Source organism: Amycolatopsis alkalitolerans (assembly GCF_006152065.1).
Classification (GTDB): Bacteria; Actinomycetota; Actinomycetes; order Mycobacteriales; family Pseudonocardiaceae; genus Amycolatopsis_E; species Amycolatopsis_E alkalitolerans.
Map to the genome: position 1 here is coordinate 70375 of NZ_VDFW01000016.1, position 26002 is coordinate 96376.

Genomic DNA, 26002 nt, shown 5'->3' on the forward strand with positions numbered 1-26002 from the left:
CCATGCGCACCCGGTTCCGTCCCGATCACCAGCTCACCGCCCGCATGCTGATCACGGTCGGGCTCCTCACGCTCGTCTACGCGGGCTTCGTCGCCGCGCTCGTCCTGCTGATCAAGTCCGTGGTGCTGGTCGTGCTCATCGCCGGCGGCCTGCTGTTCGCGCAGTACTGGTTCGCCGACCGGATCGCGCTGCGGGCGATGGACGCCCGGATCGTCACCCCGGAGGAGGCGCCCAGGCTGCACGGGATCGTCGACCGGCTGTGCGCCGCCGCGGACATGCCCAAACCGCGGCTGGCGGTCGCCGACACCGAACTGCCGAACGCGTTCGCCACCGGGCGCAGCACCGACCGCGCCGTGCTCTGCGTGACCACCGGGCTGATGCGGCGGCTGGACACCGGGGAGCTGGAAGGCGTGCTGGCGCACGAGCTTTCCCACGTCGCGCACCGGGACGTGGTCGTGATGACCGTCGCGTCGTTCCTCGGCGTGCTGGCCGGGCTGGTGACCCGGTTCTCCTTCTACTCCGGCGCTTTCGGCGGTGGACGCTCACGCGACAACACCGCCGTGGTCGTCCTCCTGGTGATGGCGGTTTCGGCGGTGGTCTACGTGCTCAGCTTCCTGCTGATCCGGGCGCTGTCCCGCTACCGCGAGCTCGCCGCGGACCGCGCCGGCGCGATCCTGACCGGCCGCCCCTCGGCGCTCGCCTCGGCGCTGACCAAGGTCACCGGCGACATCGGGCGGATCCCGACTCGCGATCTGCGCACCGCGCAGGCGTTCAACGCGTTCTTCTTCGCGCCCGCGCTCGGTGCCCAGGCGAGCCTCGCGAACCTGCTGTCCACGCACCCGGCACTCGAGCGCCGGCTGGACCAGCTGGCCACCCTGTCCACCGAACTGGGCGAACAGGTCTGACGCGATGAGGTTTCTCGACGTGCTGCTGGGCCGCACCAGGCCGGTGCAGCCGAACCTCGACGTGCTGTTCACCGTCCCCAGCGCCGCGGACACGCTCCAGGCCGCGCTCGGGTTCGCGCCGACCGGAGCGGGCGCGGTCTGTTTCAAGGCCGCCGAAGGAGCCGCTTCGACGCAGTCCCAGCGCGAGATCGGTGACCTGCTCTCACTCGACCCCGCGCTGGAGACCTCGGTCACCCGCGACGAGTTCGGGTACACCTGGATCACCTGCCGGCAGTCCGTTGTGGACATTCCGGCGCTGATGACCGGCCTGCACGCGGTGAACGCCACGCTCGCCGACGCGGGCTTCGGCTCCGCGCTGCTGTGCACGGTGCTCGGGTTCCGCGGCGAGAGCGACGGGACTCCGCGCCGGCTCGGCCTGGTGTACCTGTTCAAACGCGGCACCTTCTACCCCTTCGCGCCCACCGGCGGGCAGCACCGCGACAGCCAGTTGGAGCTGCGCGCCCGCGCCGCGCTCAGTGGCGATCTGCCGATCGAGACCGACCTCGGACGCTGGTTTCCCATCTGGGGCGCGCCGGTGCCCTGATCAGTTCCCGTTCACCGGGCACGCGTCGGACAGCGTCACGAAGCGCAGCCCGTCACCGGCGCCGAGCGAGAACCCCTCCGGTTGGCCAGGCGCGACGTCCAGCACGAGCGCGCCGGAACCCCACGCCCGGTGCAGCGCGGCGTCGATGTAGAACGAGCAGCCCTCGATCTCCCCGAGCCGCTCGTCGTTCGGCCCGATCAGGAACTCGCCGTCGTCGAAGCACATCGGCGTGCTGCCCGCGCAGCATCCCGCGGACTGGACGAACATCACCGGGCCGCCCCGGGCGGCACGCAGGCGCCGGACCGCCTCGCGTGCCGCCGGAGTGGCCGTCACCGCCTGCGCCATCAGAACAGGCCCTGCGGTTTCCGGCTGTGGCTGACCAGCAGGTTCTTGGTCTGGCTGTAGTGGTCGAGCATCATCTTGTGCGTCTCGCGGCCGATCCCGGAGATCTTGTAACCGCCGAACGCCGCGCCTGCCGGGTACTGGTGGTAGCAGTTCGTCCACACGCGACCGGCCTTGATCCCGCGGCCCATCCGGTACGCGAGATCGCCGTCGCGGGTCCACACCCCGGCGCCGAGGCCGTAGAGGGTGTCGTTCGCGATCGCCAGCGCGTCGTCGGCGTCGGTGAACGTGGTCACCGCGAGCACCGGGCCGAAGATCTCCTCCTGGAACACCCGCATCCGGTTGTGTCCTTTGAGGACCGTCGGGGCGTAGAAGTAGCCGCCGGCGAACTCGCCGCCGGGGTCCACGCGCTGCCCGCCGGTGACCACCTCGGCGCCTTCCGCGCGCCCGATCTCCACATAGGACTCGATCTTGTCGCGCTGCTGCGCCGAAACCTGCGGGCCGATCATCGTCTCGGTGTCGAGCGGGTCGCCCTGCCTGATCGCCTCGATCCGCTTGAGCGCGCGGTCCATGAACTCGTCGTAGATCGACTCCTGGATCAGCGCGCGCGACGGGCAGGTGCACACCTCGCCCTTGTTGAACGCGTACAGCACGAGCCCTTCGACCGCCTTGTCCAGGAAGTCGTCATCGGCGGCGAGCACGTCGGAGAAGAAGATGTTCGGCGATTTCCCGCCCAGCTCCAGCGTGACCGGGATCAGGTTCTGCGCCGCGTACTGCATGATCAGCCGCCCAGTCACGGTCTCGCCGGTGAACGCGATCTTCGCGATGCGCGGGTTCGCGGCCAGTGCCTTGCCGATCTCGCCGCCGGGCCCGGTGACGATGTTCAGCACGCCTGGCGGCAGGATGTCCCCGATCACCTCGGCGAGCTTCAGGATCGACCATGGCGTCGGCGACGCCGGTTTGATGACCGAGCAGTTGCCGGCCGCGAGTGCCGGGGCGAGCTTCCACGCCGCCATCAGCAGCGGGAAGTTGAACGGGACGATCTGCCCGACGACGCCGAGCGGCTCGCGGAAGTGATAGGCGATCAGGTCGCCGTCGATCTCGCTGATCGAGCCCTCCTCGGCCCGGATCGCGGCGGCGAAGTAGCGGAAATGGTCGGCGGCGAGGGGAATGTCGGCGGCCAGCGTCTCCCGCACCGGTTTGCCGTTCTCCCAGCTTTCGGCGACGGCGAGTTCTTCCGTATGCTCCTCGATCGCGTCGGCGACGGCGCCCAGCACCTTCGCCCGCTCCGCGTGCGAGGCCGCGCCCCACGCGTCCTTCGCCGCGTGCGCGGCATCCAGCGCCAGTTCGATGTCGGCGGGCGTGGACTCGGCGACCTCGCAGATCGGCCGCGCGGTGGCCGGGCTCAGATCGGCCCGGTACCGGCCTTCGGTGGGCGGCAGCCATTTGCCGCCGATGAAGTTCTCGTAGCGCGGACGAACCGAAACGATGCTGCCGGACTGTCCGGGAGGAACGTATTTCACAACCTGGCTCCTTCACCTCAGGTAGGGGGTCGCCATCCACCGAACCCGGGCGTGAATCGGCGGCCACAGAGGAAAAGGTCACCGGTTGGTGGCGGTGGTGATGTGCTCGAACAGTCCCGGATGGATCCGCGTGCGCACTCCCTCGGCCCACGGTTCGCTGACTTCGCCGGCATCGAGCGCGGCCACATTGTTGAGAAGCATGCCGAAGGCGAGGAACGACTTCACCGTCACGGGGTCCAGACCGGTCGTCTCCGCGACGGCGTCCCACATGCGGGCGACCCGCGTCCGCACCAGATCGCGGACTTCGCTGTCGCCGCAGGCGGCGAAGCCCTGCAGTTGCAGGAGGAGGGTGGTGCGATCCGCGAGGGACTCGTAGTACCGCGCGCCCATCAGCGTCAGCGCGTCGAGGCCCCGGGCTTCCCCGGCGGCTTGTGCCATCCCGTCGCTGAAACTGTCGAAGGCGGCCCCGACGAGTTCCAGGAACAGCGCCTTCTTCGTCCCGAACATGCGGAACACGTAAGCCTGCGTGATGCCGGCCTCGCGCGCGACCGCCTCGATCGACGCGCCGTGCAGTCCGTGATCCGCGAACTCGGCGGCGGCGATCCCCAGCACCTGGGACCGCCGCTCGGGTCCGCTCATCCGCCCAGCCATGCCATTCAGGTTACTGGTTACTAACCACCAACTGTTATCGTGGTCCGGTGAGCGACGACATCTGGGCCGGTCTGGCCGATCGCTTCGTCGACGAGGCTTATGCCTCGGTGAAGGGGTTTGTGCGCACCTACGTGCTGCACCAGCACCTGCTGGAGCATCTGCCGCCGCCTCCGGCGCCGGTGCTCGACGTCGGCGGCGGTGCCGGTAACCAGTCGTTCCCGCTGGCACAGGCCGGTTACGACGTGACGGTGCTCGACTCGTCACCGGCGATGCTGGACAAGGCGCGGCAACGGCTCGAACGGCTGCCCGCCGACGTCCGGCTGCGGGTCCGGTTCGTGCGGGCCGACGGGGAGAACGCCGACGAGGCGGTGGACGGCCGGCGCTTCGCCGCCGTGCTGTGCCATGGCGTGCTCGGGTACCTGGCGGATCCGGAGCCGCTGGTCGCCCAGCTGTGCCGATGCGCCGCGCCCGGCGGCCTCGTCTCGATCATGACCGGCAACGCGAGGGCGACGGCGGTGCAACCGGCGCTGGAGCGGCGGTGGAAGGACGCGCTGGCCGCGTTCGACACCAGAACCGGGATCGGGGTGCTCGGGGTTTCGGGCCGGGCCGACACCGTGGAAGAACTCGGCGAGCTCATCCGCGGTGGCGGCGTGCGGCCCGTGCGCTGGTACGGGGTATGGCTGTTCGTCGACTGGCTCGAATTCGGCGGAGCGGAACTGGACCCGGCGGATTCGCGGGACGTCGCCGCGGTCGAACTCGAAGCCAGCCGGCGAGACCCGTACCGCGGGCTCAGCCGGGTCTTCCATCTCGTCGGGCGCAAGGACCCCGCCTGAGCGGTCAGGGCACGAGGATCGCGCGGCCCCGGATCCGGCCGGCGTCCAGATCGTCGAGCGCTGCCTGGAACTCCTCCAGCGGGTACTTCGTGGTGTGCAGCTTCACCAGCCCGCGCGCGGCCAGCACCATCAGCTCGCACAGGTCGTTGTAGCTGCCCACCAGGTTGCCGATGAAGTTGATCTCGGTCGAGATGATGTCGATCGTCGGGACGTCGATGTTCTCGCCATAGCCGACGACGTGGTAGTCACCGGCGCGGCGCAGCATCGCGACCCCGTCCCTGGTCGCGCCGCCCTCGCCGACGAAGTCGAGCACGGTCTCCGCGCCGTGCCCGCCGGTCAGCTCCAGCACCTCGTCGACGTGGTCGCCGCCGGCCACCACCCCGTGATCCGCGCCGATCGCCGTCGCGAGCTTGACCGCGTCCGGATTGCGGTCGACGACGATCAGGTCGGCGGCGGTGATCGCCTTGAGCACCTGGATGCCGATATGCCCGAGTCCCCCGGCCCCGATCACCACACAGCGGTGCCCGGGACGCAGTGTGCGCGCGGCCTTCGCCGCCGCGTGATACGCGGTGAGGCCGGCGTCGGCCAGCGCCGCGACGTCGGCGGGCTCGAGCGAGTCGTCGATCTTCACCACGCTTCGCGCCGAGGTCTTCAGATATTCGGCGTAGCCGCCCGCGGTGTCGATCCCCGGGAACTGGCTCTGCTCGCAGTGGACGTCATCGCCCGAACGGCAGGCGCGGCACAGCCCGCAGGTCATCAGCGGGTGCACGATCACCTTGTCGCCCACGGCCACGTTCGTCACCGCACCGCCGGCCGCGTGCACCCAGCCCGCGTTCTCGTGGCCGATCGTGTAGGGCAGCGTGACCCCGGACTTCTCCGCCCACTGCCCTTCCAGGATGTGCAGATCGGTGCGGCACACCCCGGCTCCGCCGATCTTCACGACGACGTCGAACGGGCCGGTCACCTCCGGCGCCGGAACCTCGGCCTGCCGCGGCTTCTCGTGGTAGCCCACGACCTGGATCGCTTTCATGACGCTTTGCCCTCCAGCAGGGAATCGGCCGCGCGCGGGCCCTGGTCCGGCGCGGAGTCGGGATAGCGGGTGCGCAGCAGCCCGCGGCAGAAATGCGCGTTGCCGTCGACCGAAATCCGGACGGAACGGGCGAAGCGCAGCCGCCGCGGGACGTCCTCGCGCGGGTACGGGTTTCCGTGGTCGTCGGCCAGCACCGGCGAGGCGGGATCCGTGCTCAGGCCCAGCGCCTCGCGCCGCCGCAGCAGGGCGCGGGTCGCGCCGCCGTCCGGCAGGTCCCGCAGCGTGAGATCGTGCAGATCCTCCTCGGGCAGCTCCGGATGCGCGCGCAGGTACCGCGTGAGCGCGCGCTCCATCGCCGCCGTATGCGCCTTGCGGCGGAAGGTCAGCCGCAGCTCGTCGAGACCGGTTTCGGCCTCGTGCCCGAAGGTTCCGCGATAGCCCGCGTCGGCGGCGAGACCACGGTTGATCACCTCCGAGTCGTGGTGGTCGTCGAGCACCACCGTCACCCGCGCGCCGAGCCCCGACAGCACGTCCTTCGCGTCGGAGGCCATCAGGTAGGCGAAGCTGGGCGAGCAGAACGAGGTCGGCAGTCTCAAGTGGACGGTCAGCTCAGCTCCGGCGTGCTCGACCGAACGGACGAACCCCAGATCCGTGATCGGTTCGTCGAGCTCCGGGTCATATACCGCGTCAAGCGCTTTCCGCGCTTTCGCTACGAGATCGGACATCTCACGCGGCCTGTATGTCCGGGAGCCGCAGCGCCTCGGGGACCGGGATGTCGTACATCTTCGCCGCGTTCAGCCCGAGGATCTTCTTCTTCTGCGCGGTGGTCAGCGGCGCGTACTCGGTCATGTCCTCGGGGATCTGGAAGTCGACGAACGTCTCCACGAGCCAGCGCGGCGTCCACAGGGCGTAGTCGCTGGAGAACTGGATCCGGTCCTCGTCCAGCCAGTACAGCAGCTCACCGATGATCTGCGCGAAGTAGCGCGGGCGGGTGTGGATGAACGGGATCGCGACGGCGAGGCCCGCGTGCACGTTCGGCTCCTGCGTGGCGATCCAGCAGAAGTCCTCCAGCCGCGGCAGTCCGCAGTGCTCGACCACGAAGTTGAGCTCGGTGAAGTCGGTCGCGGCCTTGTCCACGTCCGCGACGTCGAACGCGTCGCGGTCCAGCGGGCGGATCGTCGGTCCTTTGTGGACGTGGATGTTCCTGATCCCCAGTTCCTGGCAGGCTTCCAGGTACCGGTAGGTCCACGGGTCGTCGAGCTGGTAGCCCCGCGAGTCGCCGTGCCATTCGGCGGTGTAGAGCTTGACCCCCTTGAGACCGAAGCGTTCGGCGTCGTGGCGCAACTGCTTCAGCCCCGCCTCACCGAAGCGCGGGTCGAAATTGTGGTTGTAGGTCAGTTTGTCCGGATACCGCCGCGCCAGCGCGAACGCCTCTTCGGTCTGCCCGAAACCGGTGCGGTAGAACTCCCCCAGCCGCGCGGGCTGGAACACCGCGTGATCGACGTACCCGTCCTCGAACAGATCCTTCATCAGGCGCTCGCCGCCCTGGTGGAGGTACTCCTCGTAGGGCCAGACCTCGGACTCCGGGCTGAGGTTGCGGTGGTAGTCGTAGAAACAGTCGATGAACTGCTTGCCGTGGATGTTGAGCTGGTTCTCCGGCCTGGCATCCCACAGGGCGATATGCGCGTCGACGATGAAGTACTGCTCGCCGTCCTTGGTGTACACGGGAATCCTCTCCAGCGTTGCGTGACTGCGGTGGCACGTGCCGGGCCCGACGCTAGGCACCGGGCGGCGGGCGCGGGGGCCGCGGCCGTCTCAATTTGAGACAAGTGAGTAACGAGGCCGCCCGCCGGTGGCCGGTACCGTGATCGACAGGCCGCAACGGCGCGTCCTGGGAGGTGACGATGGAAAGCGGTGAGATCGCGGTACCCGCGCGGCTGCGCGCGTCCTGGCGGCGCAGCGAGCGGTACGGCGCCCCGGTGGACGAGGTGCAGCCCGTGTTCACCGGCAGCGTCGACGACGCGTCGCTGTTCTTCGAATGCGGGGACGAGGTGCTGCGCGGCCTGCACGAGACGCTCGCGAACGAGCCGGTCAGCCTGATGCTCACCGACAGCGAAGGCCTCGTGCTCAGCCGGCTGTGCGGGGACAGCGGCATCCTGCGTTCGCTGGACGGCGTCCATCTCGCGCCGGGCTTCTCCTACTCCGAACGCAACGCCGGCACCAACGGCCTCGGGCTCGCGCTCGCCGACCGCGCGCCATCGCTGGTCAGCGCCCAGCAGCACTACTGCTCGGGGCTCTGGGGCTACACCTGCGCGGCGGCGCCGGTGCTCGACCCGGCCAGCGGGGCCCTGCTGGGCAGCGTCAACCTGACCACCTGGTCGGACTCGTCGAAAGAGCTGCTGCTCGCGCTCGCGCAGGCCGCGGCGGGCAACACGTCGGCGCTGATGATGGCCCGCGGCAGCGGGCGCCGGCCACGGCCCGCGCCGCGTGGCGAGGTGTTCCGGGTGTACGCCGACCGGCTGCGCGACGACGGGCCGCGGCTGTCCGCCGGCTGGGAGAACGCGCTGGACGAGGCCACGCAGGCGATGCGGTCCGGACGCGTGGTGGCCGTCGTCGGCGAGGCCGGCGCGGGCAAGACGGCGCTCGCGTCACTGGCGCGGCGGTCGGTGCGGTCCCGCGAACGGGTGCTCAACGCGCGGCCGCCGGCGCCGCGGGACGCGGGCGCGTGGCTCGCGTTGTGGGCGCCCGAGGTGGGCAAGACGGACACGTGCGTGATCATCTCGGGGGTGGACGCGCTGCCGGCGTCGGCCGCCGGAGAGCTGCTGCCGGTGCTGTCGGCGGCGCTCCCGGCGGCGCTCCCGGCGGCGCCGGCACCGTTCGCGGTGACCGCCGAGGACCCCGGCGAGATCCCGGAGCCGCTCGCCGAACTCGTGGACACGGTCGTGGAAGTACCAGCGCTGCGGTACCGGCCGGACGACGTGCTGCCGCTGGCCCGGTATTTCGCCAGGCAACGGGAATTCTCCCCCGCGGCGGCGCGGGCGCTGACCGCGTACCAGTGGCCGGGGAACGTGCGGCAACTGCGCGAAGTGGTGCGCCAGGCGGCGGCGCGCGCCGACGTGATCGACACGCGGCACCTCGCCCCGGAGGTCTTCACGGGCGCGACCCGGCGCCTGACGCGCATCGAGACGATCGAACGCGACGAGATCGTGCGGTGCCTGGCGCAGGGCGCGAGCATCGCCGAGGCGAGTTCGCTGCTCGGCATGAGCCGCGCGACGATCTACCGGAAGATCGCGCACTACGACATCACGATGCCCGGCCGGTGAAACGGCGCGGCGGGCGGGCCGACGACTCACCGCGGAACTGCTCGCCGGCACGCCCTGACTAACCATTCCCGACGGTGAGGCGCTCCCCGGCGCGGACCATCCGGACCGGTCCGTCGAACTCCGACGCGGCCTCATCGCGCAGATGCCGCAGCCAATGCCGTTCGGTGCACGAGAAATGCGTCAGCGCCAGTTCGCGCACCCCGGCTCGCGCCGCGATGCGGCCCGCGTCGCCGCCGCACAGGTGGCCGTGCTCGGTGCGGTCGGGGTGGCTGAGGGTGGCTTCCGCCAGCAACAGGTCCGCGTCCGCGGCGAGTTTCACCGCCGCGTCGGTCGTCCCGGTGTCCCCGGTGTAGGCGAGCGCCGCTCCCCCGGCCTCGACCCGGATCCCGCAGTTCGGCAGGACGTGACGCAACTCGTGCACGCCGATCGTGGCGTCACCGATCTCGAACACCTCACCCGGTTCGTACTCGCGCACGTCGAAGGCGCGCTCGAAAGCCTTGTCCAGCAACGGGATCGTGGTCACCGGGAACAGCGCGGCCCAGCGGGTGAACAGCTCGCGCGCACCCGCCGGCACGAGCAGCGGCACCGCCCGCATCTCGTCCACGCGCGCCGCGGGACCGCCTGGATAGGTCATCGTCGCGCTCAGCAGGGACTTCCCGATCGGCAGCAGATCGTAGCAGTGGTCCGCGTGCAGGTGGCTGACGACGATCGCGTCCAGCAGCGTCGCGTCCGTGACCGCGGACAGCGCGGTCGCGATCCCGGGTCCGCAGTCCAGGAGGATCTGCGCCGAGGCGGTTTCCACTAGATACCCGGAGCTCGCTTGCCCGTCGGCCGGCATACCGGACCGACAGCCGAGAACAGTGAGCCGCATACGTGCCTTCCGATCTGCCGTCGTTACCCTGTCCGCGCGCACCCCGGCGACCGGTAGCCCGCGCTGGCTTTCTGGCACTATGCCTGGAAAATCGATCCGGCGGAGCTTCGCGCGGTCAAGACCAAACGAGCGATTCGCCGTGCCTATCGAGTCAGAGATCGAGCACCAGCCGAGCCGAACGAGCCCGCGAAACGCACACCATCATGGTTTTGCCCTCGGCGCGCTCCGGTTCGCTCAGCACGGAGTCGCGGTGCTCGACTTCCCCGTCGATGACCAGGGTTTCGCACGTCCCGCAGGTGCCCTCGCGGCACGAAGACGGCACCGGCACCGCGGCCGCGTCCAGCGCATCCAAAATGGACTCTCCCGGCGCCACCCGGACCGTGCGCCCGGATGCGGAAGCCTCGACTTCGAACTCCCGCTCGGGCGCCGGATCGGTCTCGCGCGGGTGGAACCGTTCGAGCCGCAGGCGTTCGGGCGGGCAGGCGCGTTCCGTGGCGGCGAGCAGTGGTTCGGGGCCGCAGCAGTACACCGGGTACGCCGAACCGGCGAGGATTCCGGCGAGCGGCAGCAGACCGTGCTCGTCCTCCGGCAGGAGCCGGACCCGGTCGCCGTAGCGGGCCAGTTCGGCGGTGAACGCCATCCGTGCGCGCCGCCTGCCGCCGTAGTACAGCGTCCAATCCGCACCGTCGCGCTCGGCCTCGCGGATCATCGGCAGCAGCGGGGTGATGCCGATGCCGCCGGCCACGAACACATAACCGGGCGCGGGCACGAGCGGGAAGTTGTTGCGCGGCTCGCCGGCGCTGAGCGTGTCACCGGGTTCGACCACGTCGTGCAGATGGCGGGAGCCGCCGCGGCCGGGCTCCTCACGCAGCACCGCGATCCGCCAGCGCCCGCGATCCGCCGGATCGCCGCACAGCGAGTACTGCCGGGTGAGCCCGGCCCGGATCGCCAGGTCGATATGGGCACCCGGCGTCCAGCCCGGCAGCCCTTCGCCGGACAGCTCGAACGACACCACGCCCTCGGCCTCAGTGGTCTTCGCGGTCACCAATACCTCTCGCACGTCCCCAATGTGGCCACGGGCGGCGCCGCGCGGTGTCCCGATTAGTTCTGCCGATCGAACGGCATGCGTTTTCTATGGTTCCTCGCCCGCGCACGCCGCCGTGCTGGGATTCCAGCGCGGACAAGACCGATCGAAAGGATGCCCGGTGGGTGAGATCCGGATTCGCGCGGCGACCAAGCGGTTCGGCGCCGTCACCGCGGTGGACGGGGTGAGCCTCGACATCGCCGACGGCGAGTTCCTGGTGCTGCTCGGCCCGAGCGGATGCGGCAAGTCGACGCTGCTGCGCGCCGTCGCCGGGCTCACCCCGCTGGACTCCGGCGGGCTCGAACTCGACGGCCGGGACATCACGCACGTCCCGCCGCGCGACCGCGACCTGGCGATGGTGTTCCAGAGCTACGCGCTCTACCCGCACCTGTCGGTGGAGCGGAACATCGGCTTCCCGCTGCGTGCGCGCCGCGCCGGTCGCGCGGACATCGACCGGAAGGTCGCCGAGGTCGCACGCACGCTCGAACTGGCCGGACTGCTGCGGCGGCGCCCGCGTGAGCTGTCCGGCGGGCAGCGCCAGCGTGTCGCGCTCGGCCGGGCGCTCGTGCGCGACCCGGCCGCGTTCCTGCTGGACGAACCGCTGTCCAATCTGGACGCCAAGCTCCGGGCGTCCACCCGGTACGAGCTCGTCGAGCTGCACCGCCGCTTGCGCACGACCTTCGTCTACGTCACCCACGACCAGGTGGAGGCGATGACCATGGCCACCCGCATCGCGATCCTCAACGACGGCCGGCTCGAGCAGGTCGGCACGCCCACCGAGGTCTACGACGAACCGGCTTCGACCTTCGTCGCCGGGTTCCTCGGCTCACCACCGATGAACCTGCTGCACGCCCGCGTCTCCAGCCGCGGGCGGATGCTCTTCGCCACCGCGCCCGGAATCGACCTCCCGCTCGAGACGATCGGCGACGTCGGCGAAACCGAGGTCGTGCTGGGCATCCGGCCCGAGCACCTGCGCCCGCACGATCCCCGGCCCGGCCTGCACGGGGTGGTCCGGCTGGTGGAGAACCTCGGCGCCGAGGAGATCGCCTACTGCGAGGTCGGGCCCGCCCGGCTCGCGGTCCGCGGCCCGCGCCCGCTCGGCCTCGCGCCCGGCGACACGGTCGGCCTCGCGGCCGAACCGGAACACCTGCACCTGTTCAGCCCTGCCGGCGGCCGTCGCCTGGTCTGGCAGGACGACCCCGCTCCGTCCCGTCCCAACGAAGAACCGGAACAGCAAGGAGTACCTGCATGATCACCACACGTTCACGTGCCGGGGGCATCGTCGCCCTGGCCGTGCTGTTCGGCGCCTCCGCCTGCGGGGTCGGCACCCCGTCGGCGAACTCGCCGGGCACCGTCGCCAAGGCCCCGGAGCTGGCGCCCGGCCAGCAGGTGTCGATCGTGTTCGAAAGCTACAACTTCGGCCTGGCCGGCACCTGGACGGACACCTTCAACGAGCTCATCGGCCAGTTCGAGAAGAAGTACCCGAACATCAAGGTGACCCCGCAGAAGCCGACCGGAAGCGACCCGAACCCCGCGCACAACTCCACGGCCAGCGTGCAGACGGAGATCGCCGCGGGCAACCCGCCGGACGTGGCCCAGCTCGGGTTCGACACCCTCGACTTCGCCGTCAACCAGCTCGGCGCGCAGCCGCTGCCCGATCTGGTCGGCAAGAGCGAGCTCGACGGCGAGTTCGGCGGGCAGTTCCCCTACGCGCAGGCGATCCGCACCATCGGCGACTACCACGGCAAGACCTACGGCGTGCCGTTCGTGCTGTCCACGCCCGTGCTCTACTACAACGCGACCCTCTTCCGGCAGGCCGGGCTGAACCCGGACGACCCGCCGAAAACCTGGGACGAGGTGCTGGCCGACGGTCAGAAGATCAAGCAGGCCACCGGCAAGGACGGCGCCTACGCCGACTGCCTGACCCGGTCCGCGAGCGACTGGTGCTTCCAGAGCCTGGTGCGCTCCAACGGCGGCCGCGTCCTCTCGCCCGATCGCACCCAGCTGACCTTCGACCAGCCGCAGGTCACGCAGGTCGTCAAGAAGATGCAGGACATGGTGAACGCGGGCGCGACGCCCAAGCTCAGCCAGCTGCAGGCCACCAACGAGATGCCCCGCGGTGACCTCGGCATGATGCTGGAGAGCAGCGCCGCGCAGGGTGGGTACCTCAAGGGCGCCAAGGGCGCGAACTGGGAGCTGCGCGCCGCCCCGATGCCCAGCTTCGGCGGGCAGCCGACGGTGCCGACCAACTCCGGTGCCGCGCTGTACGTCTTCTCCAAGGACCCGGCCAAACAACGCGCCGCGTGGGACCTGATCAAGTTCCTGACCAGCCCGCAGGCCTACGACACCATCACCAGCAAGATCGGCTACCTGCCGCTGCGGCTCGGCCTGCTGAACGACCCGGCGCATCTGCAGCCGTGGGCGGCCAAGAACCCGCTGATCAAGCCCAATGTGGACCAGCTGTCGCGGGTCGAGCCGTGGGTCGCCTTCCCCGGCACCAACTTCCAGCAGATCCGCGACGCGATGATGGACGCGGTCGAGAAGTCCGTGTACCAGGGCGCCGACCCGCAGGCGTCGCTCACCGCGGCGAAGCAGCAGGTGGCCTCGCTGGTGCCGGCCAAGTGACCGCCCCGGTCCCGGAACTGACCCTGATCCAGTTCAGCGACACGCATCTGGGTGCGGCCGGCGAGCGGATGCACGACACCGTGGACACCTACGCCACGCTGGAGGCCGCGCTCGCCACAGTGCTGTCGTCCGGCACGCGGGTGCACGGCCTGCTGCTCACCGGCGACCTGGCGGACAACGGGAAACCGGAGGCTTACCGCCGGCTGGCGTCGGCGCTGGCCCCGGCCGCGGAAAAGCTCGGCGCGGACATCGTCTACGCGATGGGCAACCACGACGAGCGGGCGGCCTTCCGCGCGGAGCTACTGTCCACTTCGGACGCGGTGGGCCCGGTGGACTCGGTGCACTGGATCGAGGGCGTGCGGATCCTCGTGCTGGACAGCAGCACGCCGGGCCGGCCCGACGGCAGGCTCGAACCCGGTCAGCTGGAGTGGTTGCGCGCGCGGCTGGCGAGCCCGTCGCCTCGGGGCAGCATCCTGGTGATCCACCATCCACCGCTGCCCTCGCCCGTGCCGTCGGCGCATCTGTTGCGGCTGCACGACGCCGGGGACCTGGCCGCCGCGCTGGCGGGCAGCGACGTCCGGATGATCGTCACCGGGCACGCGCATCACACCGGATGCGGGGCGCTGGCCCGGATCCCGGTGTGGGTCTCGCCCGCGCTCGCCTACCGCTGCGACCCGTTGCCGCCGCCGAACCGGCTGCGGGGCCGGGTGGGCGCGGGGATCAGCCGGATCGACCTGATCGACGGCGTCTTCGTCGCCACCGCGGTCGAGATCGGCGACGCTCCGCTGGTGTACGACAACGAAAGGGACGCGACAGTGCGCCACGCCATCGAGAAGTTCTTCCAGGACGAGTGAGAAGATGTTCGTCGAGGTACCGGCACCGGCTGTCATCGCGCCACCCCGCGTGGCGCGGCCGCCGGTGCCGCGGCGCCTGCTGCGCGCCGTGTCGCCCTATCTGTACCTGGCCCCGTCGCTGGCGCTGCTGGTGATCTGGACCTACCGCCCGCTCGTGCAGACCGCGCAGCTGTCGTTCTACTCATGGAACCTCCTGCCCACCCAGCCGATGACGCCGGCGGGGCTGGACAACTACCGGCGCCTGTTCGCGCTGCCGGCCGTGGGCCAGTCGGTGCTGCGCACCCTGCTGATCATCGCCGGCCTGCTGCTGTTCACCGTCGTGGTGCCGGTGGCCGTCGGCCTGCTGACGCAACGCATCCGGGGCCGCGCCCGCTCGGTGTACCAGGCGCTGGTGTTCCTGCCGTTCCTGGTCCCGCCCGTGGCGAGCGCGACGGTCTGGCAATGGCTGCTCGATCCCAGCGGCGGGATCGTCAACCGGGTGCTGGGCACACACGTGAACTGGCTGCACGACAGCAAATGGGCGCTGGGCGCGATCATCGTGATGACCGGGTGGTACCTGCTGGGCTTCGCGGTGCTCGTGGTGGCCGCGGGCCTGTCGAACATCAACCACGACTACACCGAGGCGGCCATGATCGACGGCGCCTCCCGTGGCCAGATCAGCCGGTGGATCACCTTGCCGCTGCTGTCCCCCACGCTCGTGTTCCTGGTGCTGATGACCATCCTGCTCTCGGCACAGTGGACGTTCCCGCTGATCGACACGATCACCCAGGGCGGCCCGTCCGGCGCCACGACCAACGTCTACTACCTGCTGTGGCAGTACAGCTTCCAGAGCTTCGACGCCGGCCTGAGCACGGCCGCCGGAATCCTGCTGTTCGTGGTGTTCGGCGCCATCGCGGCGGGCCTCGTCCTACTCGGCGAGAAACTGACGATCCATGACGATTAGGAATTGTCCACAATGGATGCTGTAACCGTTCCCGCCGGGGCGGGCTCGCGATGGCGGGCTCTGCCCGGCCACCTCGTGCTCGGCCTGCTCGGCGTGCTCTGCGTGTTCCCGATCTACTGGCTCTACGCCACCTCCCTGCGGCGGCCCGATCAGGTGCTGTCGCTGTCACCGATCCCGTGGCCGCTGTCGGTGCAGAACTACACCGACGCGATCGGACTGGTCGACCTGCCCCACCTGCTGCTCAACACGGCTCTCGTCGCCTTGCTGACCGCGCTGGGCCAGCTCTTCACCGGGCTGCTCGCGGCCTACGCGTTCGCCGCCTGGCAGTTCCGGTTCAAACGGTTGTGCTACCTGGCTTTCGTGGGCACCTGGCTGGTTCCGTTCCAGGTGACAATGCTGCCCAACTACGTGCTGCTCCTGCAGCTGGGCCTGCTGAACACGCTGGCAGGCGTCATCGTCCCCAACGTCTGCTCGGCGCTCGGCGTGATCCTGCTGCGCCAGCACCTCGACGGCTTCCCCAAGGAGCTGCTGGAGGCGGCGACGATGGACGGGCGCTCGTCCTGGCGTACCTTGTGGACCGTCGTGGTGCCGAACCTGCGCGCCCCGCTCGCCGCGCTGACCATCCTGCTGTTCGTGACGGCCTGGAACGAGTACTTCTGGCCGGCGCTGGTCCTGCAGCGCAGCAACAACGTCCTGCAGCTCGGCCTGCGCAGCTTCCTGATCAGCGAGGGCACCCTCTGGGGGCCGCTGATGGCCGTCGCCGGCCTGGCCTGCCTGCCCATCCTCGTGCTGTACCTGGTGCTGCGCCGGCACGTCGTCAGCGCCTTCGTCCGCTCCGGCCTGAAGTGACGCGGGTGTGCCGCACGAGCGACAGCAGCACCGCAACCGCCGCGAACGCGGTGGCGAACGTCCAGATCCGGCCGGCGCCAAGGCCCGCGATGACCGCGCCACCGATCGCGGAGCCGAGCGCGATGCCGAAGTACATCGCGGAACCGTTGAGCGACAGCAGCATCGGGGGCTGTTCGGGCGGCGCGTCGGCGATCATGCTGTGCTGCTGGGCCGGCAGGAAGGCCCAGCCGACCACACCCCAGACGAACACGAACGCGAACGTCGTCACCAGCGTGTGCGAGGCGAGCGGGAGCAGCGCCATATCCGCGGTGAACACGGTCAGGGTGCCCAGCAGCACCGGCCGTGAGCCGAACCGGTCCACCAGCGAACTGCCGAAGCCGAGCCCGATGAGCGCGCCGAAACCGTGCGCCATGATCAGCGCGCCGACGGCACCGGCCCCCACGGCGGGAGCCGCGGCGAAGATCGGCTCCACATAGGTATAGACCATGAGCCCGGCGCACATTCCCGCGATCGTCACGACCAGCGCGAGCAGGACCGCCGGCCGGCGAAGCGGCGCCACCCGCTGCCGGAAGGAAGCGCTCGGCGCGGCACCGCTTGCCGTGACGCTCAGCGCGATGCCGGCCGTGGCGACCACCGCGAGCGCGGCCACGAACACGAACGCCGTCCGCCAGGACCACAGGTGCGCGATCCACACCCCGATCGGCACTCCGGCCAGTGTGGCGACCGAGATCCCGCCCATCACGATGGCCAGCGCACGCCCGCGCCGGTGGGCGGGCACCATGCCGGCGGCGGCCGCCGCCGCCAGCGGGCTGTAGAGCCCGGCGAGGCAGCCGGCCACGATCCGCGCCACCGTCATCACCCAGGGCGCCCACGCGACGGCGGCGAGCAGGTTGACCACGACGAACGCGGCGATCGCGGCCAGCAACAGCCGCCGTGGCGAACGGACCCGCACCAGGGTCAGCACGACCGGCGAACCGACCGCGTACGCGAGCGAGTAGGCGGTGACGAACAGGCCACCAGCCGCGACCGGCATATGCAGATCCCGCGACATGTCCGACAGGATCCCGGCGATCAGGTAGTTGTCCGTGCCCGCGCAGAACGCGCCCAGCGCCAGCATGACCACCGGCAGCCAGCTGACGGCCGGCCGTGCGGGCGCGGCGGTCGTGTTGGATGTCATCGAACCCCCAAGAAGGTCAGTCGGTCACCAGGCGACCGGGAGCGAGTCGAGTCCGTAGAAGTTGGTGTTGGGGCGCCACGCGATCTCCTCGAACGGCACGGCGAGCCGCAGGCCGGGGAACCGGCGGAACAGGGCGGGCAGCGCCATCCGCAGCTCGAGGCGGGCCAGCGGAGCGCCGATGCAGTGGTGAATCCCGTGCCCGAAGGCAAGATGGGCGCCGGGTTTGCGGGCCGGGTCGAAGCTGTCCATTCCCTCGCCCAGCTGCTCGTCGCGGTTGGCGATCGGCGGCGAGCACATCAGCAGTTCCCCGGCCTTGACGGGCTGCCCGGAGATCGTGACGTCCTCCTGCGCGATCCGGGGGAACAGGTTGTGCGTGATCGACAGGTAGCGCAGCAGCTCCTCGATCACCTGCTCGAGCTGCTGGTCACCGCCGAACAGCAGGGGGACGTGCTCGGGGTGGCGCAACAGCACGAGCGTGCCCAGCGACAGCATCGACATCGTGGTCTCGTACCCGGCCTGCACCATGAGGTCGGCGACACCGGCGAGCTCGCGGTCGGTGAGTTCGTCGCCGTGCTCGCGGATCAGCATGCCCAGCATGCCCTCACCGGGGTCGGCGCGCTGCTGGCGGACGAACTCCACCATGATCTCGCCGGCGCGCTCGGTGGCCGCCTTCCGCTCGTCGACGGGAAGGGAGAAGTCGGTGAACTTCGAGCTGAGCGGCAGCAGCTTGGTGCGGCCCTCGAACGGCACCCCGAACAGCTCGCAGATCACGAGCATCGGCAGCCGCAGCGCGAACTGGCTCACCAGCTCCGCGGGCGCGCCGGTCCGCTCCATCTCGTCGAGGTGCCCGGTCACCGTGGCCTCGATCCGCGGCTCGAGCCGGGCGAGCCGCCGCTTGGTGAACTCCGCGGCAAGCATCCGGCGCAGCCGGGTGTGCGCCGGCGGGTTGTAGACGATGAACCAGCCGGTACCGTCCACACCGGACGATCCGTCCCCGGCGCCCGCGAAGTAGGGCGGCGGGGCGCTGGTGAACCGCTTGTGGTCGCCGAGGATCATCCGCACGTCCTCGTACCGCGTGACCAGCCACGTCTGCACGCCCCAGTGATAGTCCACTTTGGTCACCGGGCGTTCCGCGCGAAGGCGTTCCAGCTCCGGGAGCGGATCGAAGCCGTCACGCCGGGCGAACAGGGGCGGCTGCTGTGTTCCGGTAGTCATCATCGGTCCTTTCCGTGCCGTTCCCGTAGCTCGACGGCGATGTCGTCCAGTTCGTAGATCCGCATGCCCGGTTTCCACACGCTCGCCTCGCCGGCGACCCGGACGCGGCCGGGCCGGCGCTCGACGCTCTTGATGTGCACTTCGAGGGTCATCTCGCGGTCCTCGGCCAGGATCTGCCCGCGGTAGCGCCACGACATCGGCAGGTTCGCCGGGAGCACGAACTCCGGTTCGTCGAGGTCGCCGGCCAGTCCGGCGTCGATCGCCCACTCCTGCATCGCCTGGATCACCGCCTCCACCCCGAGCGAGCCGGGCATCACCGGATCGAGATGGAAGTGGTAGGCGAAGAACCAGTCGTCCGCCCGGATCGGGCGCACGGCGTGCAGATACCCCTCGCCGTGCTTGCCGCCACCGTCGACGACGGTGACGGAGTCCAGCAAGGCCAGGTGCCCGCGCGAGCAGAGCACGCCGGTTTCGCGCCGCGTGGCGACGTCGATGGTGCGTGTCGTGGCGCGGTTGGTCTCCAGCCAGGGCGGCACATACGCGCCGTTGTCGAGTCCGTTCTGGTTGGCCAGCGCGGTTTCGTTGAAGAAGCCGAACAGCGACTCCCCCGCGTAGAACGGTTCCCCGTCCACGGAAAGCTCGTAGGAGAACGACTGCAGCACCGCACCGACGAGCACGGTGGTGCCCAGCAGGCGGCTGGTCTGCTGGATCGTCTTGTCCCGCAGATCGACCTCGCGCAGTACGGTCGCGGTCCCGTCGAGATTGCGCAGGCTGTAGTCCTCCTCCGGCGCGGTCAGCGTCGCGCCGAGGAAGTAGCCGAGCAGCAGCGCGGACTGCAGCGAGGTCTCCATGTGGACGACGTTGGGCATGGAGGCGTTCGCGGTTTCGGCGTAGTACCAGGAATCCGCGGGTGAGTCGTACTCGGTGTGGCCGGTGCCGCCGGTGAGCTTGCCGCGCTCGCCCTCCACCGCCATGACCCGGTCGCACAGCTGCAGCCCGTGGTTGGGCATCCGGGTGGCGCGGCGGCCCGCGTACCGGGCGAACTCGGGCCCCAGCGCGATGTCCAGGTCCCCGCGGGCACTGTGGGTCATGTGGAACTCACCGAGCAGTGCGCGCTGGCCGAATCCGTTGCGGCGACCGAAGAACCGGGGGATCACGCCGCCGGTCTCCGGACCGATCGGGAGCCCGGGCTCCTCGCGGATGCCCACGGTGAGGTCGTTCACGCGGGCCACAAGAGCGCCGTCGCGGCGAAGTTCGGCGGTGACCCGCAGCCACGGGCGCGGGATCAGGTCGATCTCCATGACGTCGAGCGTCAGCTCGCCATCGCCCACAATGGACTGGATGAGCCCGGTTTCGCGCTCGCCGGTGGTTTCGAAGCGCGCTCCGGAGAGGCACAGGTGCAGGCCGGCGTGCATCGCGAACACCTGGGCCGCCTGCACCACGACCTCTTCCGCGGCGGTGGTCCCCTCGTCGTAGGCGCGGTACGCCGCGTGCAGCCTGCCCCGGTGCCAGGGGCCGGCGTGCCGGTCGATGTCCCGGACCGCGGTGAGCGCGCCGTGGTCGGACGCGGTGAGGTGGATCGCCGGGTTGGCGCCCTCCTGGTCGTAGGCGGCGCCGAACACGTTCGCGATCGCGCCGTGGCCGAGTTCCGCGAGTGCGTTTTCGTCCAGTGAGGTGACGGGCGTCCGGGCGAGCGCTTTGAAGGCGCTCATGGTGGAGGCGGGCTCGGGGGTCCGGACGCGGCGGCGCGGCTCAGTCGGCGGTGTGACGCTCGTGAGCCGGTGCCGCTGCAGCCCGGTCTGCACGGTCATCGCGGAGGTGTGCGCCGCGATCAGGCTGGTGCGGAACTCGTGCAGGAGCCCGGAAATCACGTCGTCCCGACGGGGTGCGGGTTCGTCGAGTTCCGCCACGGTCCAGGCGAGGGCGTCGAACGGCTCCCCGGTGAAGTCGAGCGCGTCGAGTTGCGCTGTCATCGGTTCTCCTCTGTGTCCTGCGGGGCGCCCGCACCCGGTCGGCCCCGATAAGCGGCTTCGCGATTTTCGGTCATCGGTCCTCCCGCAGCCGCACGGCTTCGGCGAACTTGGCGGTCATCTCGGGGGTCGCGATCACGGACAGATCCTGGTACCGCTGCAGCACCCGGCCGTCCGGATCGCTCGCGGTGACGGTCACGGTGACCTGGGTCCGGTCGGAGTTCGTGCGCAGCTCACCTGCCTCGGCGACGAACGGGCGGTCACCGGGCAGCGGCGCGAAGTACTCGATGCGGCCAATGCTCAGCGGCAGGCAGCCAGACTCCATGAACCACACGCCGAGCAGCGAGCCCACCTGGATCACCACGTCCGACAGCACCGGGCTGTGCAACGCGCTCGCGAACTGGCCCTGGGCGATCGGCGTGTCCGGCAGCCGGCATTCCGCCACGAAGAGCCGTTCTTCACGCCGGAGGACGCGGCGGATGCCCTGCAGTAGCGGGCCGTGGAACAGCGTCGCGCTGCGGTAGACCTCGAGCCCGTCCTCTTCCCCGTCGCCGAGCACGTACCCGTTGCCTCGCGGTGCGGGCGGCGGTTCGGGCGCGAGCACGAAGGTGCCGGCGAAGTGTGACGGCGTCCGGCCGGCTTCGGCGCTGCGGATCCAGGCCTTGACGGTGAGCCGCCCGCCGGCGAGTGTGCCGCTGTCCACGTCGAGCCAGTAGTCACACTCATGGGTGCCGTCGTAGACGATTCCCTTCAGGACCTCGAATCCCGAGCATTCGATCACGCGGAGCCCGGCGTTCGCCCGCTCCAGCACGTTGATCGCCCAGCCCAGCCCGGCCGCCGCCGGGAACACCGGGAACCGGCCGACCCGGTGATCGAGGACGACCGGGTCGGTCGCGGTCGCGCCGAGGTCCCGGTGCGCGGTGAACGCGGCCGTCCCGCTGGGCACCGCGGGCGGGGCGAGCGGCACCGGCGGGCCGGCCAGGACCGAGACGTCGTCGGCGCGGGCTCGGGTGAGCTGGTCGGCGAACAGGCGCGCCCCGGTGTCCATCCCGAGCAGTGCCACGCCGCGGGCGAGGAACACGTCCCGGAGTTCGGGGGTGACCATACCGCCGTCCCAGGCGCCCCAGTTGATCGTGGTCACCTGACTCGCCGGGCGCTCGCGCTTCCAGCTGATCCCGATCCGGTTGACCGCCTCGTTCGCGACGGCGTAGTCGGCCTGGCCCGGATTGCCGAGCACGCCCGCGACCGAGCCGAACAGGATGACGTGACGCAGCCTGGTCCCGTCGAGCGCGGTGGCGACGTTGAGCAGACCGTCCACTTTGGTCGCGAGTACGGTGCGGATATCGGCCGGTGTCTTGGCCGGAAGCAGGGCGTCGGCGAGCGCACCGGCGCCGTGCACGAGTCCGGTGACGCGCTCGCGGATTGGTTCCAGCGCCTTCCTGGTCGCTTCGGCGTCGGTCACGTCGACGGTCAGGTACTGTGCGCCGGTCGCCGAAATGGTCGCCCGGATCTCCCGCTGTGCCCGCAGATCACGGACGATCCGGTCGATGTCCTTCGGCTTCTGCCCGGGCAGGCCGGTGATCGCCGCGGCCTTGATTTCGTCGTCGGCGACGCCGGTTGCCCAGTCCGGTTCCTCGGTGAGTTCCGTTCGGCCGAGCAGGATGAACTCGCAGGCGCCGCGCCCGGCCAGTTCGCGGACGCAGCGGGCGGTCACGCCGCGGGCGCCGCCGGTCACGACGAGCACGTCGTCCCCGGTGATCGTCGAGTCGGTGGTTTCGGCGTTTTCGATGGCGCGGGGCCGGACGGTCCAGCGAGTGCGGTCGGCGTCGATCGCGACCTCGCGAGCGTCGGTGGCGGCGTCGTCGAGTTCGGCGAGGACGGCCTCGGCCAGGTCCTCGTCGGTGAGTTCGGGGGCGAGGTCGAGTGCCCGGCAGAACAGGCGGGGTGCCTCCTGGGCCAGGGTCTTCGCCAGCCCGCCGATGCCACCGACCAGGGACGCGGCCGCCGGACGGTCGCCACGGTGGCCGAGCGCGCCGTCGATACGGGTGACGGTCACGAACGCGGCGCGGCCATCAGCGGTGAGGCGATCGTGGACGAGCTTGGCGGTGAGGATGGTGTCGGCCAGCCTGCGCGCGCCCGTTTGCCAGTGGTCTCCGGCGGGCAGAACGGTCAGGCAGAGGTCGAGCCCGGCCGGGGCTTCCGCGAGGCTCGCGCTGATCTCGTCTCCGTCCCATGTGGACAGCGGCGCGTCCTTCTGGCCGGCGCTGACCCGGTGCACGACCCAGCCGCGCTGCTCGAGCGTCGCGGCGAGCACCGTCGCGGACGGCTCCCCGTGGTCGATGACGAGTGCTGTTTTCCCGTCGCGGTAAGGCTGTTCGAGGCGGTCGATCGCGGGAAGCCGGACCAACTCGATCTGCTGGAGCACAGGCTGCTCGGGGGCGGGCGCCGGTGTTTCGGTGGTTCCGCCGATGAACCCGACGATGTCATTCAACGTCCGCAACTCCGCGGCTTGCTCGGGTCCTACCGCCGGAACACCGTCCACGCGGTCCCGCAACGCACCCAGAATCTGCACCCGCTTGATCGAATCGACCCCCAGATCCGCCTCCAAATCCATCGACAGATCCACCATCTCCGGCGGATACCCCGTCTTCTCCGACACCACCTCCACCAACACCGACCGCACATCCGGCCCAACCGGACCCGACCCACCACCGATGAACCCGACGATGTCGTTCAACGTCCGCAACGGTCCGCATCCGGTGTGACCGCCGACGACCTTCAGCGTTTCACCCGCACGTTCGCCGACCTCGCCGACCCCGATGTGATGCATCAGGCCTGGACGTGACCACGAGGAGGTCCACCCATTGGCTCATCGACAAGTCCGCGCTGGCCCTGCTGGGCGCGAGCCCCGATGCGGGTGAATGGGCCGCCCGCATCGAACGCGGCCTCGTGCACGTCACCAGCATCACCCTTCTCGAGGTCGGCTACTCCGCCCGCTCAGCGGAAGACATCCGTGGCGGTCTGCGTCGCCCTCCCCTGTCTCACCTGCCGGTGGAGTACCTGACGCCCGCCATCGAGGACCGCGCCGTCGACGTGCTCATGCTGCTGGCCGAGCGCGGCCAGCACCGCGCGCCGTCGATCCCCGATCTACTCATCGCGGCCACCGCGGAACTGGCCGGGCTCACCGTGCTCCACCTCGACAAGCACTTCGACCTCATCGCGCAGCTCACGAACCAGCCGGTCGAAAGGCTTGCTAAGCCGACTTGACCTCCGCGGCCCTCGGCTCGGCGCCGGGCCCTTCGAACGGGCCGACGGCGTCGATGCAGTCGAGGAAGGCCGCCTGCAGGCGGTTCGGTTCGCCGTCCCGCCAGACGACGTACAGGTCGATCATCGGGACCGGGTTGTAGAGCGGGACCGGTACCGGCCGCACTCCGCCGGCCGCCGCGCCCGCGAGCACGCCCCGGGACGCCGAGGCGAACCCGACCAGTGGTTTGACCGAGACGAGGATGCCGGTCGCGCCCGGGTCGTCGACGACATGCGCGACGTTGAGCCGGATCCCGGTGCGCTCGGCCGCCGACAGGATCGCGTCGTACATCGCCGGGCACTGCTCGCGGCCGAACAGGATGCACGGGTGCTGCGCCAGTTCCGCGAACGGCACGCCCGGCCGCCCCGCCCACTTGTGGCCCGGCCCGACGACCGCGACCATCGGCAGCCGCAGCAGCCGCCGGTACTGGAAGTCGCTGGTCACCGGGCGGCCGTAGACCAGGGCGATGTCCAGGTCACCGTCCGCGAGCGCCTGCAGTTGCGGTCCGGTGCGCTTCTCCTCCAGCCGGACCGTCACGTCCGGCAGTTCGGCGTGCATCCGCGCGAGCGTGGCGGGCAGGATGTGCTGGCCGGCGGGGAAGTTGTAGCCCACTCTTACCGTGCCGGTGCGGCCGGCCGCGGCCTCGCGCGCGGACAGCGCGGCCTTGTCCATCTGCGTAACGATCGCGCGCGCCTCGACTTCGAAGGCCCGGCCGGCCGAGGTCAGCCGCACCTCGTGCGACGTGCGCGCGACGAGTTCCACGCCCAGCGTGCGTTCGAGGCGCTGCAGCTGCTGGCTGAGTGAGGGCTGGGTCAGGTGCAGTCGCGCGGCCGCCCGGCCGAAATGCAGCTCCTCGGCGATCGCGAGGAATGACACCAGATGCCTGAACTCCATGTCCGTCCTCCCGGCTCGGGCCCCAGCCTCACCTACTCCGGCGAACAGCCGGTGAACCGCCGGGCAGCGGGACGAGGAATATTAGGCAATGGTGCGGCAAGCCGGCGGGCATTCCAGCTCAATACTGTGCCGTTCGTGACTAATCCGACCACAGTCACGGCCATCCGGCTTGCGTAGCAGCGGTTACGTGCTGCTCGGGGTCTGCCTGCTTTTGGTCGGATTAGTAACATACCGTCATGAGCACACTCGACAACCGGCCGAACACCGCGCTGCTCGTCGTCGACGTGCAGACCGGGGTGGTGGCCGAGGCGTATGACCGGGGCGCCGTCATCGCGAACGTCGCCACCCTGGTCGGCAAGGCGCGTGCCGCCGGGGCGCGGGTCGTCTGGATCCAGCATTCGAGCGATCAGCTGCCGTGGGGCAGCGACGGCTGGCAGTTCGTGCCGCAGCTGTCACGGGACGACGGGGAACCGTTGGTGCACAAGAGGTATCCGGACTCGTTCGAGGACACGGAGCTCGAATCGGTCCTCGCCGCGCTCGCCGTGGGGCGGCTGGTCGTGGCGGGCGCGCAGACCGACGAGTGCATCCGCTCGACCCTCCACGGCGCGATCACCCGCGGCTACGACGCCACCCTGGTCGGCGACGCGCATACGACCGAGGATCTGACGCAGTTCGGCGCCCCGTCGCCGGACAAGGTCATCGCGCATACCAACCTGTACTGGCGCTACCACACCGCGCCCGGCCGCGCCGCAGGCGTGGTGAGCACCGCCGAAGCCGATTTCACCGGCGAATCCGGTTAGGGGTGCTTTTCCCACACCGAAACGTGCCGCGTGCTCTCGCTGGTCAACGGCTCTTTCGCCCAGCCCTCCCAGCGGTCGCGCAGCCGGAGCCCGGCGAGCTGGGCCATCAGATCGAGCTCGGCAGGCCAGACGTACCGGAACGGGATGGAGGTGTACTCGCCGCGCCCGCCGACGACCTCGACGTAGTTCGAGCTCATCGCCTGGGTGGCGAAATTTGAAGACCAGG

The 26002-nt window shown here is 70.3% G+C and carries 25 protein-coding genes; 11 read left to right on the forward strand and 14 right to left on the reverse strand.

Features of this window, described 5'->3' with window-relative positions; all coding sequences use genetic code 11:
• The first annotated feature begins 2 nt into the window (after positions 1–2).
• Both htpX and pspAB read left to right on the forward strand, forming a co-directional pair.
• On the forward strand, positions 3–905 hold the full coding sequence (gene htpX / locus FG385_RS18990) for a zinc metalloprotease HtpX (RefSeq protein ID WP_139098098.1): 903 nt from the start codon (positions 3–5) through the stop codon (positions 903–905).
• 4 nt (positions 906–909) lie between these two features.
• Positions 910–1488, forward strand: a complete 579-nt coding sequence (gene pspAB, locus FG385_RS18995; RefSeq protein WP_139098099.1) for a PspA-associated protein PspAB — start codon at positions 910–912, stop codon at positions 1486–1488.
• On the opposite strand, the gene FG385_RS19000 is transcribed toward pspAB, so the two are convergent.
• From FG385_RS19000 to FG385_RS19010, 3 genes are all read right to left on the reverse strand, one after another.
• Positions 1489–1821 (reverse strand): DUF779 domain-containing protein, encoded by a 333-nt coding sequence (locus FG385_RS19000; RefSeq protein WP_200834535.1) that lies wholly within the window; start codon positions 1819–1821, stop codon positions 1489–1491. It abuts the gene before it with no gap.
• A gap of 11 nt (positions 1822–1832) precedes the next feature.
• Positions 1833–3353: an aldehyde dehydrogenase family protein gene (locus FG385_RS19005; RefSeq protein ID WP_139098101.1), complete on the reverse strand. Its 1521-nt coding sequence runs from the start codon at positions 3351–3353 to the stop codon at positions 1833–1835.
• A gap of 78 nt (positions 3354–3431) precedes the next feature.
• Complete coding sequence (locus tag FG385_RS19010; protein ID WP_235022657.1) at positions 3432–4004, reverse strand: TetR/AcrR family transcriptional regulator; 573 nt, start codon at positions 4002–4004, stop codon at positions 3432–3434.
• Between the two features lie 47 nt (positions 4005–4051).
• Between FG385_RS19010 and FG385_RS19015 the strand changes: the two genes are divergently transcribed.
• The gene (locus FG385_RS19015) at positions 4052–4837 is read left to right on the forward strand and encodes a methyltransferase (protein ID WP_139098102.1); all 786 of its coding nucleotides are present in this window, start codon (positions 4052–4054) and stop codon (positions 4835–4837) included.
• Between the two features lie 4 nt (positions 4838–4841).
• Here FG385_RS19015 and FG385_RS19020 read toward each other — a convergent pair whose 3' ends face one another.
• Genes FG385_RS19020 through FG385_RS19030 form a run of 3 tightly spaced genes read right to left on the reverse strand, consistent with a single transcriptional unit; the run spans position 4842 to position 7592 of the window.
• Positions 4842–5867, reverse strand: coding sequence for an NAD(P)-dependent alcohol dehydrogenase (locus FG385_RS19020; RefSeq protein WP_139098103.1), 1026 nt, complete (start codon positions 5865–5867; stop codon positions 4842–4844).
• On the reverse strand, positions 5864–6592 hold the full coding sequence (locus FG385_RS19025) for an iron-sulfur cluster assembly protein (RefSeq protein ID WP_139098104.1): 729 nt from the start codon (positions 6590–6592) through the stop codon (positions 5864–5866). Before FG385_RS19025 ends, FG385_RS19020 begins: the two co-directional genes overlap by 4 nt.
• Position 6593: 1 nt before the next feature.
• On the reverse strand, positions 6594–7592 hold the full coding sequence (locus tag FG385_RS19030; protein WP_139098105.1) for an amidohydrolase family protein: 999 nt from the start codon (positions 7590–7592) through the stop codon (positions 6594–6596).
• A gap of 179 nt (positions 7593–7771) precedes the next feature.
• Between FG385_RS19030 and FG385_RS19035 the strand changes: the two genes are divergently transcribed.
• Positions 7772–9190, forward strand: coding sequence for an AAA-type ATPase lid domain-containing protein (locus FG385_RS19035; protein ID WP_139098106.1), 1419 nt, complete (start codon positions 7772–7774; stop codon positions 9188–9190).
• Positions 9191–9248: 58 nt separating this feature from the next.
• On the opposite strand, the gene FG385_RS19040 is transcribed toward FG385_RS19035, so the two are convergent.
• Both FG385_RS19040 and FG385_RS19045 read right to left on the reverse strand, forming a co-directional pair.
• Complete coding sequence (locus FG385_RS19040) at positions 9249–10061, reverse strand: MBL fold metallo-hydrolase (RefSeq protein ID WP_139098107.1); 813 nt, start codon at positions 10059–10061, stop codon at positions 9249–9251.
• 151 nt (positions 10062–10212) lie between these two features.
• Complete coding sequence (locus FG385_RS19045; protein ID WP_139098108.1) at positions 10213–11121, reverse strand: PDR/VanB family oxidoreductase; 909 nt, start codon at positions 11119–11121, stop codon at positions 10213–10215.
• Between the two features lie 145 nt (positions 11122–11266).
• On the opposite strand from FG385_RS19045, the gene FG385_RS19050 reads away from it, so the two are divergent.
• The 5 genes from FG385_RS19050 to FG385_RS19070 are packed head-to-tail and all read left to right on the forward strand — an operon-like array spanning position 11267 to position 16416.
• Positions 11267–12397, forward strand: coding sequence for an ABC transporter ATP-binding protein (locus tag FG385_RS19050; RefSeq protein WP_235022659.1), 1131 nt, complete (start codon positions 11267–11269; stop codon positions 12395–12397).
• On the forward strand, positions 12394–13770 hold the full coding sequence (locus FG385_RS19055; protein ID WP_139098109.1) for an ABC transporter substrate-binding protein: 1377 nt from the start codon (positions 12394–12396) through the stop codon (positions 13768–13770). Before FG385_RS19050 ends, FG385_RS19055 begins: the two co-directional genes overlap by 4 nt.
• On the forward strand, positions 13767–14624 hold the full coding sequence (locus FG385_RS19060; protein ID WP_139098110.1) for a metallophosphoesterase: 858 nt from the start codon (positions 13767–13769) through the stop codon (positions 14622–14624). The genes FG385_RS19055 and FG385_RS19060 overlap by 4 nt, the downstream gene beginning before the upstream one ends.
• A gap of 4 nt (positions 14625–14628) precedes the next feature.
• Entirely contained in the window at positions 14629–15567 is a 939-nt protein-coding gene (locus FG385_RS19065) for a carbohydrate ABC transporter permease (protein ID WP_139098111.1), read from the forward strand.
• Positions 15568–15579: 12 nt separating this feature from the next.
• Positions 15580–16416 carry a carbohydrate ABC transporter permease gene (locus FG385_RS19070; RefSeq protein WP_139098112.1) on the forward strand — a complete coding sequence of 279 codons (837 nt, stop codon included), beginning with the start codon at positions 15580–15582 and terminating at the stop codon, positions 16414–16416.
• On the opposite strand, the gene FG385_RS19075 is transcribed toward FG385_RS19070, so the two are convergent.
• The 4 genes from FG385_RS19075 to FG385_RS19090 all read right to left on the reverse strand — a co-directional run bounded on the left by FG385_RS19075 (position 16385) and on the right by FG385_RS19090 (position 23608).
• Positions 16385–17593, reverse strand: coding sequence for an MFS transporter (locus FG385_RS19075; RefSeq protein ID WP_139098113.1), 1209 nt, complete (start codon positions 17591–17593; stop codon positions 16385–16387). The genes FG385_RS19070 and FG385_RS19075 overlap by 32 nt on opposite strands.
• A 24-nt stretch (positions 17594–17617) precedes the next feature.
• The gene (locus FG385_RS19080) at positions 17618–18808 is read right to left on the reverse strand and encodes a cytochrome P450 (RefSeq protein WP_139098114.1); all 1191 of its coding nucleotides are present in this window, start codon (positions 18806–18808) and stop codon (positions 17618–17620) included.
• The gene (locus FG385_RS19085; RefSeq protein WP_139098115.1) at positions 18808–20781 is read right to left on the reverse strand and encodes a beta-hydroxydecanoyl-ACP dehydratase; all 1974 of its coding nucleotides are present in this window, start codon (positions 20779–20781) and stop codon (positions 18808–18810) included. Before FG385_RS19085 ends, FG385_RS19080 begins: the two co-directional genes overlap by 1 nt.
• Positions 20782–20851: 70 nt before the next feature.
• Complete coding sequence (locus FG385_RS19090; RefSeq protein ID WP_139098116.1) at positions 20852–23608, reverse strand: SDR family NAD(P)-dependent oxidoreductase; 2757 nt, start codon at positions 23606–23608, stop codon at positions 20852–20854.
• 11 nt (positions 23609–23619) lie between these two features.
• Here FG385_RS19090 and FG385_RS19095 point away from each other — a divergent pair, with 11 nt between their 5' ends.
• Entirely contained in the window at positions 23620–24045 is a 426-nt protein-coding gene (locus FG385_RS19095) for a PIN domain nuclease (protein WP_139098117.1), read from the forward strand.
• Here FG385_RS19095 and FG385_RS19100 read toward each other — a convergent pair.
• Positions 24032–24976 carry a LysR family transcriptional regulator gene (locus FG385_RS19100; RefSeq protein WP_139098118.1) on the reverse strand — a complete coding sequence of 315 codons (945 nt, stop codon included), beginning with the start codon at positions 24974–24976 and terminating at the stop codon, positions 24032–24034. The genes FG385_RS19095 and FG385_RS19100 overlap by 14 nt on opposite strands.
• A gap of 236 nt (positions 24977–25212) precedes the next feature.
• On the opposite strand from FG385_RS19100, the gene FG385_RS19105 reads away from it, so the two are divergent.
• Positions 25213–25776, forward strand: a complete 564-nt coding sequence (locus FG385_RS19105; protein ID WP_139098119.1) for an isochorismatase family protein — start codon at positions 25213–25215, stop codon at positions 25774–25776.
• Here FG385_RS19105 and FG385_RS19110 read toward each other — a convergent pair.
• On the reverse strand, positions 25773–25973 hold the full coding sequence (locus tag FG385_RS19110) for a hypothetical protein (RefSeq protein ID WP_327436854.1): 201 nt from the start codon (positions 25971–25973) through the stop codon (positions 25773–25775). The two genes, FG385_RS19105 and FG385_RS19110, sit on opposite strands and share 4 nt — an antisense overlap.
• Positions 25974–26002: the final 29 nt, after the last annotated feature.

Coding starts and splice junctions, on each gene's coding strand:
- htpX (WP_139098098.1), top strand. CDS start 3: ATGCGCACCCGGTTCCGTCCCGATCACCAGCTCACCGCCCGCATGCTG.
- pspAB (WP_139098099.1), top strand. CDS start 910: ATGAGGTTTCTCGACGTGCTGCTGGGCCGCACCAGGCCGGTGCAGCCG.
- FG385_RS19010 (WP_235022657.1), bottom strand. CDS start 4,004: ATGGCTGGGCGGATGAGCGGACCCGAGCGGCGGTCCCAGGTGCTGGGG.
- FG385_RS19020 (WP_139098103.1), bottom strand. CDS start 5,867: ATGAAAGCGATCCAGGTCGTGGGCTACCACGAGAAGCCGCGGCAGGCC.
- FG385_RS19025 (WP_139098104.1), bottom strand. CDS start 6,592: ATGTCCGATCTCGTAGCGAAAGCGCGGAAAGCGCTTGACGCGGTATAT.
- FG385_RS19035 (WP_139098106.1), top strand. CDS start 7,772: ATGGAAAGCGGTGAGATCGCGGTACCCGCGCGGCTGCGCGCGTCCTGG.
- FG385_RS19040 (WP_139098107.1), bottom strand. CDS start 10,061: ATGCGGCTCACTGTTCTCGGCTGTCGGTCCGGTATGCCGGCCGACGGG.
- FG385_RS19055 (WP_139098109.1), top strand. CDS start 12,394: ATGATCACCACACGTTCACGTGCCGGGGGCATCGTCGCCCTGGCCGTG.
- FG385_RS19065 (WP_139098111.1), top strand. CDS start 14,629: ATGTTCGTCGAGGTACCGGCACCGGCTGTCATCGCGCCACCCCGCGTG.
- FG385_RS19070 (WP_139098112.1), top strand. CDS start 15,580: ATGGATGCTGTAACCGTTCCCGCCGGGGCGGGCTCGCGATGGCGGGCT.
- FG385_RS19075 (WP_139098113.1), bottom strand. CDS start 17,593: ATGACATCCAACACGACCGCCGCGCCCGCACGGCCGGCCGTCAGCTGG.
- FG385_RS19080 (WP_139098114.1), bottom strand. CDS start 18,808: ATGACTACCGGAACACAGCAGCCGCCCCTGTTCGCCCGGCGTGACGGC.
- FG385_RS19085 (WP_139098115.1), bottom strand. CDS start 20,781: ATGACAGCGCAACTCGACGCGCTCGACTTCACCGGGGAGCCGTTCGAC.
- FG385_RS19090 (WP_139098116.1), bottom strand. CDS start 23,608: ATGCATCACATCGGGGTCGGCGAGGTCGGCGAACGTGCGGGTGAAACG.
- FG385_RS19100 (WP_139098118.1), bottom strand. CDS start 24,976: ATGGAGTTCAGGCATCTGGTGTCATTCCTCGCGATCGCCGAGGAGCTG.
- FG385_RS19105 (WP_139098119.1), top strand. CDS start 25,213: ATGAGCACACTCGACAACCGGCCGAACACCGCGCTGCTCGTCGTCGAC.
- FG385_RS19110 (WP_327436854.1), bottom strand. CDS start 25,973: ATGAGCTCGAACTACGTCGAGGTCGTCGGCGGGCGCGGCGAGTACACC.